Source organism: Sphingobacterium sp. B16(2022) (assembly GCF_012030425.1).
Lineage (GTDB): Bacteria > Bacteroidota > Bacteroidia > Sphingobacteriales > Sphingobacteriaceae > Sphingobacterium > Sphingobacterium anhuiense.
The window spans coordinates 53,057-70,662 of the sequence record NZ_JAAUVN010000006.1; the positions used below are offsets into that span (position 1 = coordinate 53,057).

The 17,606-nt window shown below is 36.1% G+C and carries 10 protein-coding genes; 9 read left to right on the top strand and 1 reads right to left on the bottom strand.

The genetic code is table 11. The annotated features are described in order from the left end of the window. Positions 1–10: 10 nt before the first annotated feature. Positions 11–2,395 carry an ABC transporter permease gene (locus HCX49_RS22535; RefSeq protein WP_132773467.1) on the top strand — a complete coding sequence of 795 codons (2,385 nt, stop codon included), beginning with the start codon at positions 11–13 and terminating at the stop codon, positions 2,393–2,395. Between the two features lie 71 nt (positions 2,396–2,466). Beyond that, positions 2,467–4,872, top strand: a complete 2,406-nt coding sequence (locus tag HCX49_RS22540) for an ABC transporter permease (RefSeq protein WP_132773465.1) — start codon at positions 2,467–2,469, stop codon at positions 4,870–4,872. A 157-nt stretch (positions 4,873–5,029) separates the two neighbouring features. Here the strand turns inward: HCX49_RS22540 and HCX49_RS22545 are convergent, their stop codons facing one another. Continuing rightward, positions 5,030–5,713: a hypothetical protein gene (locus tag HCX49_RS22545; protein ID WP_132773463.1), complete on the bottom strand. Its 684-nt coding sequence runs from the start codon at positions 5,711–5,713 to the stop codon at positions 5,030–5,032. A gap of 509 nt (positions 5,714–6,222) precedes the next feature. Between HCX49_RS22545 and HCX49_RS22550 the strand changes: the two genes are divergently transcribed. The 7 genes from HCX49_RS22550 (at position 6,223) to HCX49_RS22580 (ending at position 17,599) form a co-directional block, all read left to right on the top strand. After that, positions 6,223–8,664 (top strand): ABC transporter permease, encoded by a 2,442-nt coding sequence (locus HCX49_RS22550; protein ID WP_168128217.1) that lies wholly within the window; start codon positions 6,223–6,225, stop codon positions 8,662–8,664. Between the two features lie 346 nt (positions 8,665–9,010). Further along, positions 9,011–9,232, top strand: coding sequence for a helix-turn-helix domain-containing protein (locus HCX49_RS22555; protein WP_031289462.1), 222 nt, complete (start codon positions 9,011–9,013; stop codon positions 9,230–9,232). A 243-nt stretch (positions 9,233–9,475) separates the two neighbouring features. After that, positions 9,476–11,920, top strand: coding sequence for an ABC transporter permease (locus HCX49_RS22560; RefSeq protein WP_168128218.1), 2,445 nt, complete (start codon positions 9,476–9,478; stop codon positions 11,918–11,920). 221 nt (positions 11,921–12,141) lie between these two features. Then, a complete protein-coding gene (locus HCX49_RS22565) occupies positions 12,142–13,050 on the top strand; it encodes a DUF4097 family beta strand repeat-containing protein (RefSeq protein ID WP_168128219.1) in 909 nt (302 codons plus the stop codon). A gap of 496 nt (positions 13,051–13,546) precedes the next feature. After that, entirely contained in the window at positions 13,547–15,943 is a 2,397-nt protein-coding gene (locus HCX49_RS22570; protein WP_168128220.1) for an ABC transporter permease, read from the top strand. Positions 15,944–16,012: 69 nt separating this feature from the next. Further along, on the top strand, positions 16,013–16,672 hold the full coding sequence (locus HCX49_RS22575; protein ID WP_132773453.1) for an ABC transporter ATP-binding protein: 660 nt from the start codon (positions 16,013–16,015) through the stop codon (positions 16,670–16,672). A gap of 78 nt (positions 16,673–16,750) precedes the next feature. Further along, complete coding sequence (locus HCX49_RS22580; protein WP_132773451.1) at positions 16,751–17,599, top strand: transglutaminase-like domain-containing protein; 849 nt, start codon at positions 16,751–16,753, stop codon at positions 17,597–17,599. The last annotated feature ends 7 nt before the right edge of the window (positions 17,600–17,606 follow it).

Here is a 17,606-nt window from a genome sequence, read left to right on the forward strand (position 1 = left end):
GAACAAGCTAATGATTCAGTTATTTTTTAAAACAGCATTTAGGCAGCTCTTAAAGCACCGGTATTATTCAATTCTGACAATTATTGGTTTAGGATTAGCGATTGCATGTGGTTTGTTCATTTATATTTACAATAGCTATCAGCTTAGCTACGATCAATTTCATCATCAAAAAGATCGGACTTACATGGTTGTTTACGATCTTAAGCTGGAGCAGGTTGAGCATGAAAAAGGAGGATCATTTGCCATGTATGAGGCCATTTCGAAAGAAATGCCACAGATCGAGAAAACTGCTTTATATATTGACAAAAAAGATTTCACTATAGGCATCGAAGATAAACAGTTCAAAACTGATGGAAAAGCAGCTTTTGCTTCTTCAAATTACTTTAATATGCTTGATTTCCCCTGGAAACAGGGAAATCCTAAAGACTTAGATGCGCCTAATACTGTCGCGCTTACTGCATCTACTGCTAAGCTTTATTTCGGAGATGAAAATGCAATAGGAAAAACAATCCTAGTTGAGGGTGAGTTTCCTATAAAAGTTATTGGTATTATCGAGGATAGTCGAAAGAATTCTGACTTTAGATCGGAAGTTTACTTTTCCTTAAAATCGATTCCGACACTTTTTAAGATTGATACCAAGGATGATTATTTTCATAATTGGGGTTATACAAATACGAACAACAATATTTTATTGACTTTAAGGAATAATGAAGATAAGGTTCAGGTAGAAAAAACCATCCATGAGCTTGTCGGAAAATATTATGATAAAAGTGTACTAGAATATTATTCCTATAAACTGCTTCCGTTAACCGATTTTCATTTTGATAAAGACTATGGAAAAGGTACCCAAAAATCGCTACTACAGATATTGTCAGTTATTGCCCTTGGCATTAGTATCATGGCAATCGTGAATTACAGCAATATTCTTTTTGCGCAACAAATGAACCGTAGTGTTGAAATGGGGGTAAGAAAAATTTTAGGGAGCTCAAAGAAACAACTCTTTTTCCAGTTTTTATTGGAGACTTTAATATTGACCTTTCTGTCCACTATTTTTGCACTCATTTTATTAAGCATTTTCCTAAACTGGAGTAATGGATATCTTTTTCAAGATGAACCTATAGCAATTCTTTCTTTCAGTTCACTGATTAGTATTGTCGGATTGACCTGGATCTGCACGGCTCTTCTGACTAGTGTTTATCCTTTACTTTTCGTCAATAGGACACCTATACAAGATGCTCTAAAAAAACTGACAATGGGTCCATGGAGTTTCACCAGAAAGTCTTTCATTATTTTGCAAAATGTAATCGCGATGGTACTTCTGATCGCAACCTTAGTGATCATTCTTCAAGTCCATTATCTTAAAAATACGGATCTGGGATTTGAGCGCGAGCAGGTATTCCTTTTTCCTATGAAAAAAGAAATGTTTGCCAGCAAAGAAAAAATTAAGCATTTCCTTGCGAAACGGCCTGATATTACCTCATTTAGTTTTTGTGATAATCCGCCAGCAAATGATAAAGTTTGGGGAGGAACTATTCAATTTGATGATCGATCAGATTGGGAAAAATGGCCTGCCCGTTATGCTATTGCTGACTCTTCATATATTAAAACATTTAATATCAAACTTGTCGCTGGACATAATTTTAATGATAACCCCAAGAATCCGGAGTTTTTGATCAATCAAAAAATGGCTAGGGACCTTGGATATGAGAACCCATATGATATCTTAGGAAAAAGCCTTAACGCGGGAGGATTAAATGAGGAAAGCATCGGAAAGATTGTTGGTGTTGTAGCTGATTTTAGTACAAACTCTCTAAAGGAAGGTATAGCGCCGACAGTTATCGGTTATAATGCGGGGCGTTTAAAAAATATAGCCATCAAGTTTAATGGTACAAATCCACAGCAATTTATACATGAATTTGAACAGCAATGGAGGGATTGGTACCCTAAGGAAATATTTGAATACAAATTTTATGATGAACAAATCGCTAATTTGTATGCAAAAGAAACACTAACTGAAAAACTGATTTGGATCGCTGCAGTCGTTTCTGTTATCATAAGCACTATGGGCTTTTTAGGATTGTTATCGATTACTATTCTGAAGCGAACCAAAGAAATTGGTATCCGAAAAGTTCTTGGCTCTTCTATAGCAGGAATTATTCAATTATTGACGCAAGATTTCGTTAAATGGATGATCATTTCTGGTATAATAGCTACGCCTATTGCCTTTTATTTGATGAATAGATGGCTAGAAGATTTTCCTTTCCGAATTGAGCTGACATGTTGGATTTTTGCTTCAGCGTTGCTCTTTGGAGTCATGATTACGTTATTGGTAATCAGCTTTCAATCTTTCAAAGCCGCGCGAGCAAATCCGGTAGACAGTTTGCGGGATGAATAATTAACGCGATTAATAAACCCAAAATAAGATAATCAAACCCGAAGCTTAGCGCTGCGGTAAAAAATATAGCTATGTTAAAGAATAATATCAAAATCGCCTGGCGCAATATCATAAAACGTAAGTATGAAAGTTTAATCAATCTTTTGGGTTTGATCTGCAGTATTACTTTCGTCATACTGGTCGGCGCATATGTTTGGGAAGTGCATCAGGTCAATAGTGAACTTCGCAACAAAGAGCAACAATATATATTACAAAGTAATTATAAGAAAGAAGGTTTCGGCATCCCACTAACAAGTATTGGTGCTTTGCCAAAAGCTTTAAAAGAAGAGTATCCACAATTGGTGGCAAATTATTACCGCATCGACGGTTTGACCTGTATTGTCTCCCATGGCGACCAGATATTTGAAGAAGGGACAGTTTTAGGCGATCCGACATTACTGGATATGTTTGGTTTTGAGGTTTTTGCTGGAAATTCAACAACTGCATTAACGAAGCCTTTCACTGTGGTCATCACAGAAAAAGCTGCTCAAAAGTATTTTGGAAAAATAGATGTTTTGGGTCAAACACTTGAAATCAAAAACTTCAAAGGCGATAAGCAACCCTTCACCATTACAGGTGTAATCAAAGAAAATACTCAAAACTCCGTCATGCAATTAAATGACGCCATGAAGTCCGATGTTTTTTTACCGATAGCGAGTGAATCGTATTTTGGAAGGTCTATCGACAACTGGCAAAACCCTTATATTGCATCATTTATTGAGCTACAGAAAGGTGTTACGCCTGAGCAACTCGCTATTCCTATCCAGGATCTGGTAAAGCGCAATACGGATGGTGAGTTTTCAACAAACTATGCCCCGGATTTAAAGCCTTTGAAAAGTTACTTTCTAGATGATAATAAGGGAGCTGTCCGCAAAATGATTGCTACTTTATTATGGATTGCAGGCTTCGTATTGTTGATGGCCATCATTAACTTCATCAATATCACCATCAGTCAAAACATTACCCGATTGAAAGAGATCGGGATTCGCAAAATGATGGGTTCTTCCCGTTCACAGATCATTTCCCAGTTGATAGCCGAATACATGACAACCATGCTGATTGCTGTCACGATCAGTCTTCCTATTTATGTACTTTTAAGTCCTATTTTTGAAGAAATCTTTATGCGCAAGTTACCATCGTTGACAGCACTACCTTTTAGTTTTTATATTTTACTTTTCTTATTTGCATGTATTGTTGGTCTTTTAGCAGGTATCTATCCAGCAATCAAACTTTCAGGCAATGACATTCTACAGTCTGTGAAAAATAAGTTTACACAAGGTAACGGCAAGCAGGCCGTTCGTCGTGTACTCATCTTCACACAGTTTGCGGTCGCTGTCATTATACTAATGGCTACAATCATTATATCGAAACAAATTAATCTATTTATAAATGGTGAGCTGGGCTATAATAAAGAATCGGTATTGAACGTTCAGGTACCCCGTGACTGGACTGAACAGGGGCTTAAAAAGATGGAAACGACGCGAGATGAGTTCCAAAGACTTCCACAAATAGAGTCCATTAGTCTTTCTTATGAGATCCCTGGCTTTATAGGAGGCAATAATCAATCACTTTTCAACACGAAATCGGAAAAAACAGTGCACTCTAAGATCATTATGTCTGATTCTTATTTTGCAAAAACGTATCAGATCCAGCTATTAGCGGGTCATTTTTTAAATCCTAACAGTTCACAAAATGACCAAAATCCTGATGTAGTCATTAATAAAGAGGCACTGCTCGCTTTAGGGTTTACAAAGGCGGAAGAGGCTATTGGCCGAACCATCGGTTTTGGAGAAGCTAACGTTCCTGTCATGATATCTGGGGTAACAGCAGACTTCGTTCCAAACTCCATGAACGATGAAGCTACGGCAATAGCGTGGATCAATATTTCCAGATCTGCACAATTCCGATTTTTGAGTATCCGTTTAAAGGATGGTTCTTTGTCTTCATCTATGGAGGCTTTGGAAAAAAAATGGAAAGAACTCCTTCCTGATGCACCGTTTGAGTATCAATTTACAGATGACCGCATCCAAAAATTATATGAAACAGAACTGCAATTGCAACGTGCCTCCCAGATTGCAACTATTGCATCTTTACTGATCGTCGCCTTGGGCATCATCGGGTTGATTACATTATCCATCAACCTGCGTAATAAAGAAGTCGGTGTACGCAAAGTGCTTGGTGCTTCTTTGATGCATTTAATTTTACTTTTTTCGAAAGAGTTTTATCTAATTTTTGTTATGGCTTTATTGGTAACTATACCTGCCAGTTATGTGATGATGAATGTCTGGCTACAGAATTATAACAATCGTATTGTTATCGATGTAGTGACATACCTGCTCCCATTGGGGTTTTTAGCATTATTGCTGGGTACACTGATTATCGGTATTATATACCGAGCTACGAAATTCAATCCAATTGAGAAGTTAAGGGATGAATAAAAAACAAAGCCGTAGGAGGTGCAAATAAGAAAAGTAAGCCGACTGAGAGATGGACGGTTTATAATTGGTGTGCTCCTACGGCTTAAGGTTTTAAAATGCTAATCTAAATTGTCATAAGCTTAGCTTACTCCTATTTTTCATAGTTTCTTGCTTCTATTTAAGATTTCACCTTATTTATCTGTAAATACGCAAATCCAGAAAAGTTCTTTTTACTGGATATCTTTTGCTCTAAATGATAGTCTTCCTTCTTATCTAAATAATCTTGTAAAACCAACATCAAATTTTTAGGAGATATAGATGTATCGATAGAATTTTGACATTTATTAAGTATTTCATAAGCGATTCTTTCTTCTGTAAAATAACCTTCTACAAACAACTGTCGCATAAGACTTCTTAATTGTTCAATTTTTGTAGCTGTTGAATTATTAAAGCAATCAATATCATGTCTTGAATCTATTAACAAGAAGATGGTTTTGATAGCTTTCTTGTTTTCATCCAACTGTTTGAGCTCATAAATTACACGATCACTACAAATAGTTACAAACATGTCATAGTCAAACTTTTGATGATCAACATCAACAGATTTAGGGTAAGCTGCTCCGGCATTATAATCTAACACCTGTGTAAATATGTAAAGATCATGCGCATAGACACTCTTTATTTTAAAAGTCTCTATTTTTTCAATAAAATCATGCTCTTTACCCATTAAAAATGAAACTTCTTCTGTTGATAAATGTTTTGCTGTCCGTAGTAGCATCATGCGGTAGATAATGGTGATTTCAATCTCACTACAGTGGATTGAATACACTTTGATTATTGGTTTGAATTCCTTCTTTTCCATAATTAAATAAATTTATATAGTTATTCTATACAAATAAACATAACAATAAGCAATATTCAAAACGATTGTATAGATAAATAATTCATTCTATATTTTTTTCTATACATAATAATATATTAAAAGATGTTTATAGCAACAACCCTCCATGTATTTTTAGTAAATAGGTAAAATCAATGACTACAGTTCTATTTACCACGCTAAAACACTCATTAACAAACTAATGACAAGTACTGATCAGGTTAAATCTAGACATCTCATTGAAAAATTTTGATCAACATAATAATCTCATAATCGATATTTACAATGGACATAGCCTAGGAATATTTTAAAATCTTAAAGCGCATTCGTACGAAAACGAACGAAAACTGTTCATTTTCGTACAAACCTCAACTGCGAAAAAACAACTAAACAACTACAAATCAAATACATAAATATTTGGCAATGCAATTGTTTTCAGATGTATGTCCAATACTATATTGATAGGACCCTGTGAAATAAAAACAATTATTATGTTGATCAATAATCTTAAAATCGCCTGGCGGAATATCACAAAGAATAAACTGTATTCCAGTATTAAGATTGGCGGCTTTGCCTTTGGTATTGCCATCTGCATTTTAATTGTTTTATATATTAAACATGAGACGAGCTATAATAAGTTTTATCCAGATGTAAGCCGGATCTATCGTATTGTATCAGAAATTCCGGATGGGGATGATGTGATGAGAGGACTATCTTTGACCGCACCAGCGGCAAAAGTAATTAAAGAGGAAGTCCCGTCAGTGGAACAATCCGGTCGGATATTGCCCAATCCGCTTTTTGGGGCTGGAGGTAATCAATTAACATTGGGATCTGGACCAGAAAACTATTATGACGATGGATTTGTGTACGTGGATCAGTCTATTTTGGAAATGTTTCCTTCACCCATGATCTATGGACAATTGGAGCATGCTCTGGATAATCCAAATTCTATCGTCCTGACCAAAAGTAAAGCTTCAAAATATTTTAAGGATAATCCTGTAGGTCAACAGATTTATCTGAACAATGATAAATCGAAGGCTTATACGATTAGCGCTGTTATCGATGATATCCCAAGCAATTCGACACTGTATGGCTACACATTTTTTATGTCTTTAGCAGGTGATCCTTTATATCCAGGGGAACAAAATAGTTGGATGGCTACAAATTACACTGTGTACGTCAAACTGAAAGAAAATAGTGATCCAAAGCAAACGCAAAGTATTATTCAGAAAGTATATATAGATGGTCATCTGATCCCTGAGACGCAAAAAGCAGGTGGAAGCATTAAACCTTGGTTTCGTCAGGTAAAGATGTATTTACAAAATGCTTCTGATATACATCTTTACTCAACGGGTATCCGTGATGACAAAGTCTCGATCTTAAATCGGGGAGATATTAAAATGATATGGGCATTTGCATCTATCGCGGCCTTTATCTTACTGATCGCCTGTATCAATTTCATCAATCTTTCTACCGCAAATGCGGCGACAAGAGCTAAAGAAATTGGTATTCGTAAAACCATTGGCTCAAACCGAAAATCTTTAATTGGTCAGTTTATGGTAGAAGCTATCTGTTATAGTTTAATATCACTGATCATAGGCCTTTTGTTAGCTTGGATCTTATTACCATTATTTAACAATCTGGCTAATAAAAGTTTAGAGATTCCAATATTTAGCTGGTATTTTATTCCGACGCTCCTTGTTTCTTTGCTGTTTATTGGAAGTTTAGCTGGTATTTATCCGGCACTTTATCTATCGGGATTCAAACCTATTTCAGCATTAAAAAATAAACAGGATTCTAATCCAAAAACTTCTTTATTACGCAATGGTCTTGTTACGTTTCAATTTGCAACTTCTATTATTCTAATCGTGAGTGCACTTATTGCAAATCAACAGGTCAATTTTATTTTAAACAAAGATCTGGGTTTCAGTAAAGATCAGGTGATTGTAGTACGTGGCATCACAACTTTATCTCAGGATCTAGCTAGTCTAAAGAATGAATTAAAATCACTTCCTTACGTTTCTGATGTTTCTGTGGGAGACTACCTTCCTGTACCTATTGATGGTGTGAAACGAAATGGAAATTCCTTTGCACTTGATGATAATAAAGATGTACAACTTGGTAGAGGAGCACAATTCTGGCTTGTTGACGATACTTATTTATCTACATTTGAGTTGCGCTTGTCTGAAGGCCGCAATTTCAATCCCAAATTGGCTTCTGACAGTTCGGCTACTATTGTTAACAAAACGCTTGTGGAACAATTGGGACTCACACATCCGATCGGTGCCAAAATCAATAACGGTCAGTCCTGGACTATCATTGGAGTGGTGGACGACTTTATATTTGAATCGCTAAAAGAGGAGTCTGGGCCAGTTTCTTTAGCTCTTGGAAACAGCCCTTCCCTCCTATCTATAAAAGTTAAAACTGGTCATATAGATCAATCTCTTGCACAGATTACTAAAGTCTGGGATAAATTTTCTCCCAATCAAAAGATCAATTATAGTTTTTTAGATGAAGGTTTTGAAAGTTTATATCAGGATGTTGAGCGTACAAAAAATATTTTTACAAGCTTTGCCTTTATCGCTATTTTCATTGCCTCATTAGGTTTATTTGGCCTTGCTACATACATCACCCAACAGCGTACAAAAGAAATCGGTATCCGAAAAGTACTTGGAGCGAGTAGCATTAGTCTTATCAAACTACTTTCCAGCAACTTTATCAAACTAGTATTCATCGCTATCGTAATTGCTGTTCCTATTTCCTGGTGGTCTATGAATACATGGCTACAGGACTTCAACTATCGCATCGAAATAAATTGGCTGTACTTTTTATTGGCAGGCTTCTCTGCCATTCTAATTGCTATCATTACAATCAGTTTCCAAACGTTAAAGGTTATTCGAACCAATCCTGTAGATAGCCTGCGCGATGAGTAAGATTCGTAATAAATATAATAAAGGATTTTAGTGTTTGTTTAAAATCTCTTTTTAAGAGATTAATATGTTTATGTTATGCCGGTTGTTCGATGATTGACAGCCGGCATTTTTTAATATAACGTCTAGTATGTACATTCTTCTTATGTAGAAATTTTCCTTCTTGTCAACATAAGTTTTTTTTAATTATCAGTTTTTCCTTTAAGTTTTTCTCATTTATAAATTTATTTATATACATATTCTATACAAACAAACCGAATAACTGGCAATATTCGCAATGATTGTATATTTAAATACAACATTTTGTATTTTTATCTATACAGATGAGCAGACAGTAAATAGTATTATAATGACAAAACTTGGAGAGATTTTAGCAAAGAAATCCGTCAATAAATCTATGGTGGCACGCAAGACGGGACTAAGTAAAGCACGTATCAATGAACTAACGATGAATGATACAGCAAAATTGCGGTTAGATGAAATGTATCTTATTGCTCTTGCAACGGATAGTGATCCAAATGAGATGATGCTTAAGTTATGTGAAGACCTACGCTTGAAAGAGCCTGAATAATAAAAATAAAATGATCGGTCATGTCCAATGACAATATAACCGATCGGTTTTTAGATCCTGACTAAAGTATTTGTACGGAAGCGAACGGAAACTGTTCATTTCCGTACAAATACAACCTACCAAAAACACACACAACAAACTAATTAACAGTGATATAACTATTTGGCAACACAATTGTCTCTATCAGTTACGCCCCCACTATTATCATGATAGGATATGGCTATGTAAATAAATACTGTTGTTATGTTGGTAAATAACCTTAAAATTGCCCTGCGCAATATTTCAAAGAATAAGTTTTATTCCAGTATTAAAATTGGCGGATTTGCTTTTAGTATTGCAATTTGTGTACTGATCGTTCTCTACATCAAACATGAAATAAGTTACAACAAGTCTTATCCGTCAATGGATCGTGTTTATCGTCTCATTGTCCAAGCTCCAGAGGGAAATAAAATCAATCGCTGGGTATCGCTTTCTGCTCCAGGAGCTAAAACATTAAAAGAAGAAATTCCTGCCATAGAGACCTCCGGGAGAATACTCCCAAATCCGCAATTAGGTGCAGGTAGTAATCAGCTATCGATTAATAATTTGCCCGATAGTCATTATGATGATGGATTTGTTTATATCGACCAATCCATATTGGATATGTTTCCATCCTCGATGCAATATGGTCAGTTACAGCATGCTCTAGATAAACCGAATACCATAGTGCTGACCAAAAGTAAAGCGCTTAAATACTTTAAGGGTAATCCTATTGGTCAACAGATCTATCTCAATAACAATAAGTCAAAGGCTTTTACCATTACAGGGGTCATCGATGATATTCCCAATAATTCGACCTTATCTGGATATAGTTTCTTTATGTCCTTGGCCGGAGAACCATTTCATCCCGGTGAACAGAACAAATGGACAAGCAATAATTACACGATTTATATCAAACTGACTCCACAGGCAAATATAGATCTTGTTGAAAAAGAGATTAATAAAATTTACATCACTGGCCATTACATTCCGGAACTGATAAAAGCGGGAAGAAAAATAGGACCTATTGTCCATCAAATTAAGATCAGTCTTCAAAATGCTTTGGACATTCATTTACATTCATCTGATATCGAAGATGATCAAGTATCGACACTAAATCGCGGTGATATTCGCATGGTGTGGACTTTTGCATCGGTGGCTCTGTTTATCCTAATGATAGCTTGCATCAATTTTGTAAACTTATCGACTGCCAATGCCACGACTAGAGCAAAGGAAATCGGTATCCGAAAAACAATTGGATCTAACCGAAAAAGTCTAATCAGTCAGTTTATGACGGAGGCATTAAGCTATAGCTTTATTTCTCTATTTTTAGCGATACTCATTGCCCACCTATTACTGCCTGTCTTTAATAATATCGCTCATAAATCAATTGAAATTCCGTGGTTCACGTGGTATTTTATACCCTGTTTATTCATGTCGGCTATTCTGATCGGGAGCATCGCAGGGACGTATCCGGCACTTTATCTTTCTGGTTTTAGACCTATCACGGCATTAAAAAATAAACTGGTTAACAATGCAAACCCTTCGTTGCTACGAAATGGTTTAGTCATTTTTCAATTTTCAACATCGATTATTTTAATCGTTGGGGCATTGATCAGTCATCAGCAAATTCAATACATGCTGCAAAAAGATCTAGGATTTAACAAGGATCAGGTTATTGTACTGCGAGGCCTAAATGTAATAGGCGATCAGCTTGGTCCATTTAAAAATGAACTAATTTCCATTCCCTCCGTGAGTCATATTTCCGTTAGCGACTATCTTCCAGTTCCAATAGATGGTGCAAAAAGAAATGGTAACGCTTTTTGGCTAGATGGAAGGCGCGAACTTGATCTTGCAACTCAAGGTCAGTTTTGGAGAGTGGATCAAGAGTATCTGGCTACTTTTGAAATTGAAATGGCTGAAGGACGTAACTTCAATGCGCAGATAGCCTCGGACAGCATGGGAATCATCGTTAACAAACAGATGGTTAAAGAAATGGGAATTAAGAATCCAATCGGCACAAAGATTACGAATGGTGAAACATGGACGGTTTTAGGGGTAGTCGATGATTTTATTTTCGAATCGCTCAAAGGTGAAGGTACTGCTCCAGTTGGTCTGGTGCTCCGGGATAGCCCCTCTTTGTTGTCAATTAAGGTAAAACCGCAACATATGGATGAGACACTGAATGCCATAGCAAAAGTCTGGGATCAGTTTAGTCCAAATCAAGAGATCAATTATAGCTTTATGGATGAGAGTTTTAAAATCTTATATCAAGATGTGGAGCGAACAAAAAATATTTTTACCTGCTTTGCAGTTGTCGCCATCTTTATCGCTTCATTGGGTCTTTTTGGACTGGTCACCTATATCACGCAACAGCGAACTAAAGAAATAGGTGTTAGAAAGGTTTTAGGGGCAAGTGATATACGCTTATTGAAATTATTATCGGAAGATTTTATGAAACTTGTCTTTGTCGCTATTGTCATTGCCACACCTATTGGCTGGTGGGCCATGAACACATGGCTTGCGGACTTTAATTATCGTATCGACATCGGTTGGATATATTTTATTATTGCTGGTGGATGTGCTATTCTGATTGCTTTGGCAACAATCAGCTTGCAAACGTTAAAGGTAATCCATACTAACCCTGTGGATAGCTTAAGAAATGAATAGGAATTTTCTGATCACCAGCTGTATTTGTTGCGGGATTGAGATTCATTATTGTTCAAAACCGAACGTAAACTGTTCGATAGCGAACAGGTAATTTTTAAATTAAAAACAACAAATCACTGACTACTAATTGATAAGGAGAATGGCAAAATGATTGTGTGTTTTAGTGAATACATTGTGATTGAACCTTAATAAGGTACGCTAATTAATATCTTAATAAAAATATGAAAAGATTTATTCAAACCACATTATTACTATTGTTGGTACAGGTTTCTTTCGGTCAAAAAATGGTATGGAAAGAAACTTTTCAGAACAGCAAAATTAAAGATCTCGAAGTCAGCACATCGGCAGGGGCAATCAAAGTAACCGGGTCTAATAACCAACCTGGTTCGGTTGAAGTCTGGGTGTCTCGCAACGGAAACTTACTCAATTCATCAGCGGACTTAGAAAAATTACTGCATGAAGAGTATGACGTTGTCATCCAGTTAGAAAGTGGAAAATTGACCGCATCTGCTAAACGTAAAAAAGGAAACAATGGTAACAGTTCGGTTTCTGTCGCTTTTTATGTAACAGTTCCTGAGTCTGTCAACAGCAATCTGAGCACTTCAGGAGGCAGTATACAGCTGAGTGCACTAAATGGCAAGCAGACATTCCGAACGTCGGGTGGAAGTTTACAAATTAAATCGTTAGCTGGAAATATTTCAGGTAAGACTTCAGGTGGCAGTATCACTGCTAGCAACAGTCAGGGCGATATACAGCTCAACACTTCTGGAGGATCTATAAATCTGGATAATTGTTCTGGAAATATCCGTATTGCTACAAGTGGCGGATCAATTAATGGTAAGAATGTAGAAGGATTAGTTGATGCACATACAAGTGGCGGAAGTATTACTATGGATATGAAGCGGATGTCGGATGACATTACATTAGCTACATCTGGTGGCAGCGTGAAGATTAAAGTACCAGAAGGAAAATATAACGTCGACCTAAAAGGTTCACGGGTCAATCTTCCGTCCGCTCAAAATTTTTCTGGCAAATCTAACAGATCTTTAGCTCAGGGTGCAATTAATGGAGGTGGCAAAAAAATAGATGCCCGTACTTCTTCAGGTTCTGTATCGTTAGATTTCTATTAACTAAATCTAAACCATAATTTTAACATATAAAAGTCAATAGATTACATGTTAATAAGAGTGTTGAATTTTTCGCTTGCTTTTCTAACGAAGCAAGCGAAAAATTACTGACATATCTTATGAAGTCCCCCTACAAATTGAAATGTCCCGCCTCCCCTATTTCCATCCTAATCACGCATTAGTACTGTCTAACGAACTAATTGATTTAACATACTCATTAAAATAAGCATAATAAAAATACACGGCAGTTTGATTAAGCTAGATGCTCGTCCTTACTGACAATGCATAATTTGTTTTAATATTCTGCTATTAACAAATGATGAGGATTTCTTGTCCAATACTGAACGGTTACTGTTCGATATTGAACAGTAATATAAATTCAGAATAAAATAACATACTGATAATCAAATATAAACCAAAATGGCAACGCAATTGCATCTTCCGCTTTTGTAATGACTTCATACATTTCATTTTTAACAACGAACTAAACAGGCGACATATGATCTTAAACGAAATCAAAATTGCATGGCGAAGCCTATTGAAAAATAAGTTCTTTTCATTGTTGAACGTATTCGGACTGATGTTGGGATTTACAGGTTTTATCCTGTCGTACCAATACATCAATAGAGAAACAAGCTATGATAAATGGAACCCCAATTATGATCGGATCTATCAGGTTGGACTGACCTCTTCAGAAGAATTTACTGATGCAACAAATGCCATGCTTGCGCCCTTATTGAAAAGAAGTTTACCCGAAATAGAAACTGCCGGCAGAAAAATAATTTATAGTTTTGGTACTTATCCAGTTTTCGGAGAAAATACGGTATTAATTAAAAATGCTGCGGTAATAGATTCTTCTGCAGCACATATTTTTCAAATTGAAAGTAAGACCGGTAACCTTTATAAGAGTAAAATTCAAAATGAGGCCACTCTAGTAAAGCAAGGTATCGCCGAGAAAATTTTCAAAAAGGGGGATTTAAATTTTGACACCCCTAAGTCTGTTCCAGTGCTTAGTTTACTATTAGATCACCATGAACGTATTTATGGAATTAGTAAGAATAATGGTTTATCTCTTATTGACCATGACTTACTCTTTATAAAAGAACCTGAGGATTTATTTACAGGAGAAATTCCATTTTCATATCAAACATACATTCAAGTAAAGCCCGGAACTAATATCGATGTTTTGACCCGTAAAATAGATAAACTCTACCACGATAAAATTGTTCCTCTATCTCAAACAGCAGCTTTATCGCAAGGAAAAATTTATTTAGATCCATTAACCAATCTACATTTAAGACCAAAAAATGGAAGTAATACGCCTTATCTCATGTTATGGATAATTGGCATCGTATCGATTATTATACTTGTATTAGCATCAGCAAATTTTGCCAACATGATCATGGCACAAGCTGACAAACGCATTAAAGAGTTAGCATTAAAGAAAATACTGGGAAGCTCGCGCTGGACGATCATTCGTCAATTACTTTTGGAAGTCTTTATTTTGACATTTACTGCAGCTGTGTTTAGTTTTTTTATGCTAAGTATTACCGGAAATGTATTGCAAAAGTGGTTCAATGATGACCTCAAACAGTACATTTTAAATCAAGATACGGTAATGTATCTTTTTCTAGGTGTAATTGGCACAACCTGTCTATCCGGAATTTACCCAGCCTTCGTACTTTCGGGATTCAAATCTGTTAGTTTATTGAGGGGCGGACTTGGTAAGACGCAACGAAAAAATACACTCCGTAATGGTTTACTGGTTTTTCAAATTGGTATTGCTTTACTATTTATGACAGGGATGCTCGTTATACATGAGCAAATCCGGTATATTCAAACCACAGACAAAGGATTTGAACCGGCACAGGTAATTACATATAAGGGCTTAGGAATGTATTATGATGGCACATTAAATGGTACATACTACAATCTTAAGGAACGACTGCAACAAGATCCCAGTATTTTATCGGTTGCTTCTGCAACAAATATGCCTGGAGATGGGGAGCTTCCTCCCAAAAAACAGTTTTCTCATAACCAAAAACAATTGGAATTCGATCACGTTGGGATCGATAAAAGCTATTTCAGCACACTGAATATAGCGGTATTAAAGGGAAATATTCCCACATCAATCAAGCAATTGCTACAAGATTCTACTTCGCATTATGCGGTTATCAATGAATCTGCGGCTATGGCATTAGATCTAGGACAGCCTATCGGAGCTAAGTTAGCCGGTTGTGATGTCAATTTTGAAATTATCGCTGTGGTAAAAGATAGTAAAGCTTATGGTTTTGAAAATGCCGTGAAGCCAACGGTCTATTCTTATAAAAATGAATGTGGATCTGCAAGACCCCAGGCAACATTAATTGTAAAAGCTGCTCAAGGAAAAGCAGCACAAGCTATCGAAACTGTAAAAAAAGAATGGCAACAAAATTCATCAACAAAATCATTGCCTCTGGAATATGCTTTTATGGATCAACAATATGCTTTGTTGCATAAAAAACAACAGGAGATGCAGACTGCTTTCAATAGCTTTACATTTTTAGCAGTTATTATTGCGGCTCTTGGTCTTTTTAGTATGGCCGCTTATCAAGTGACAATTCGTAAAAAAGAAATGAGTGTACGTAAAGTATTAGGTGCTTCTGTACAATCTATTTTCATGCAACTCAACAAACCGTTTTTCCGACTGTTTTTAACTGCTACTCTAATCTCTCTTCCTCTGACTTACTTTATACTCAATAGATGGTTGGACAATTTTGCTTACCGCATTGACTTGCAGTGGTGGTATTTTCTAATTGCAATCATGATAATTTTCATCATCATCTGCGTTTCGATCAGCTATCAGACTGTACGTGCAGCAAAAGTTAATCCGGTAGATAGTCTGAGAAATGAGTAAATTAGGATAACAACAGTTTAAAAAATTATATATTACATACAGTTAAAATAACCAACAAAAATAGATAAAATGATACAGTTAAAACACTTATTTAAATGGTATAATGTTGGAAGTACACGTTCATTTGTACTAAAAGATGTCAGTCTAAATATTGAAGAGGGGGATTTTATTTCAATCATGGGACCTTCTGGATCTGGAAAGTCAACACTATTGAACATCATTGGAATGCTTGATGAACCCGATGAGGGTGAATACCTATTTCAAGGTGAAAATGTGTTGGAGCTAAAGCCTAAAAAAAGAACGCAGCTTTTTCAGTCCCACATGGGCTATGTCTTTCAATCTTATCATCTGCTTGATGAAATGACTGTGTATGAAAACATTGAAACACCATTGATCTATAAGAATAAATCTTCGTCGGAGCGTAAGTCCATTGTCAGTGATCTATTGGACCGTTTTAACATTGTCGGTAAAAAAGATCTGTTTCCTTCACAGCTATCGGGCGGTCAACAGCAGATTGTAGGGATTGCAAGAGCTTTAGCCGGTTCTCCGTCGCTGCTATTGGCTGATGAGCCAACGGGAAACCTGAATTCTAAACAAGGAGAAGAAATCATGGAATTGTTTCAACAGCTCAACACGGAAGGTGTCACGATTATACAGGTGACCCACTCGGACAAAAACGCCACTTACGGAAAAAGAACGGTCCACATGCTGGATGGTCAATTAAAGTAACTCCATAACCATATACCTAGATATATCCCTGCATATGCTTCATTTGGCATATCGCGGGGATTTTTGTTAAATTTGTATATGGATGAAAAAGAATTACATGCTTTGGTTACTTTACTCGATGATCCGGATCAATTGATTTCTGAAGAAATCGAAAATAAATTATTGAGTTTAGGACCAGAGATCATACCTTCTTTAGAAGAGTATTGGGAATCTGCTTTTGATCCCTTCATACAGGAACGCCTGGAGAAAATTATCCATGCAATACAGTTTGATCAAATTAAAAGTGAACTTCTGATCTGGAAGATGAGCAACTCATTTAACCTCTTAGATGGCCTCATCATCATCAATAGCTATCAATACCCTTCTTACGACAATAACCTCATAAGGATGAGCTTAGAAGAGCTAAAGCGCGATATATGGATGGAGTTGCGGTATGAAATGACACCCTACGAAAAAGTATCACTGATGAATTATGTTCTATTTGATAAGTTTGGTCTTTCCGGAAATACAAATGATTATCATAATCCGCAGAATTCGTTTATCGGTAGGGTTTTGGAAACAAAAAAGGGAAATCCCCTGACCCTTTCATGTATCTACAGTATCGTTGCTCAAAAACTGGATATCCCGATCTTCGGCATTAATCTTCCTAAGCATTTTATTTTATCTTATCTGGATGAGGATCAGAACGCTGATCATTTATTGTTCTATCTAAATGCGTTTAATAAAGGTCAAGTGATGCAAAAAGCAGATGTTATTTCATTCTTAAAACAACTGAACCTCCCGCTCTCAAAAGAATTTATGTTGCCCTGTGATAATGTGACGATACTAAAAAGAGTATTACGTAATCTTGTTACAGCTTACGAACAAAATGAAAGTGTCAATAAGAAACAAGAAATCGAAATACTCTTTAAACTCTTAGAGGAATAATATAATC

Bases quoted from the DNA above. Each gene is read 5' to 3' on its own strand.
- HCX49_RS22535 (WP_132773467.1), top strand. From the start codon at position 11: ATGATTCAGTTATTTTTTAAAACAGCATTTAGGCAGCTCTTAAAGCAC.
- HCX49_RS22540 (WP_132773465.1), top strand. From the start codon at position 2,467: ATGTTAAAGAATAATATCAAAATCGCCTGGCGCAATATCATAAAACGT.
- HCX49_RS22545 (WP_132773463.1), bottom strand. From the start codon at position 5,713: ATGGAAAAGAAGGAATTCAAACCAATAATCAAAGTGTATTCAATCCAC.
- HCX49_RS22550 (WP_168128217.1), top strand. From the start codon at position 6,223: ATGTTGATCAATAATCTTAAAATCGCCTGGCGGAATATCACAAAGAAT.
- HCX49_RS22555 (WP_031289462.1), top strand. From the start codon at position 9,011: ATGACAAAACTTGGAGAGATTTTAGCAAAGAAATCCGTCAATAAATCT.
- HCX49_RS22560 (WP_168128218.1), top strand. From the start codon at position 9,476: ATGTTGGTAAATAACCTTAAAATTGCCCTGCGCAATATTTCAAAGAAT.
- HCX49_RS22565 (WP_168128219.1), top strand. From the start codon at position 12,142: ATGAAAAGATTTATTCAAACCACATTATTACTATTGTTGGTACAGGTT.
- HCX49_RS22570 (WP_168128220.1), top strand. From the start codon at position 13,547: ATGATCTTAAACGAAATCAAAATTGCATGGCGAAGCCTATTGAAAAAT.
- HCX49_RS22575 (WP_132773453.1), top strand. From the start codon at position 16,013: ATGATACAGTTAAAACACTTATTTAAATGGTATAATGTTGGAAGTACA.
- HCX49_RS22580 (WP_132773451.1), top strand. From the start codon at position 16,751: ATGGATGAAAAAGAATTACATGCTTTGGTTACTTTACTCGATGATCCG.